Annotated in this window: 1 pseudogene; it reads left to right on the forward strand. The window is 38.1% G+C overall.

The features are described from left to right. Window positions 1-328: pseudogene (locus ACFINC_RS11880) on the forward strand (dihydrolipoyl dehydrogenase); the annotation flags it as partial. Window positions 329-533 lie beyond the last annotated feature (205 nt).

Genomic DNA, 533 nt, shown 5'->3' on the forward strand with positions numbered 1-533 from the left:
AAGTGTAGGAAAGACAGAAGAAGAACTGAAAGCGGCCGGTATTGAATATAATGTTGGTAAATTTCCTTTTATGGCTAATGGGCGGGCACGTGCGATGCAAAAGAGTGATGGATTTGTTAAAATCCTTTCTGATAAAAAAACAGATCGGGTTTTGGGGGGGCATATTCTTGGATTCGGTGCTGGTGAAATGATCCACGAAATTGCAGTTTTAATGGAGTTTGGTGGTTCATCAGAAGATCTAGGTCGCTGTTGTCATGCGCATCCTACCTTATCAGAAGCGGTGCGTGAAGCAGCTTTGGCAACATTTGCTAAACCGCTTCATATTTAAAAAGCTTTTAAAAAGTATAGTTTAAAAAACACAAGGGGCAGTCAATATTTGTGAAGCATACAACAACATTTTGGAAAGAATAAAACTAATAGAGGTATTCCACTTAATTTGTTGTGTGCTTTTCAATAATTGTTGTTTTAGATCTTAGTTTTGCAGTTTTGATTGATTATCTTGTTGTGTACACTTGTTTAGAGCGGTGGGGGCT

The sequence above is a fragment of the Bartonella sp. AP58NXGY genome, from assembly GCF_042195785.1.
In the GTDB taxonomy this organism is placed as follows: Bacteria; Pseudomonadota; Alphaproteobacteria; order Rhizobiales; family Rhizobiaceae; genus Bartonella.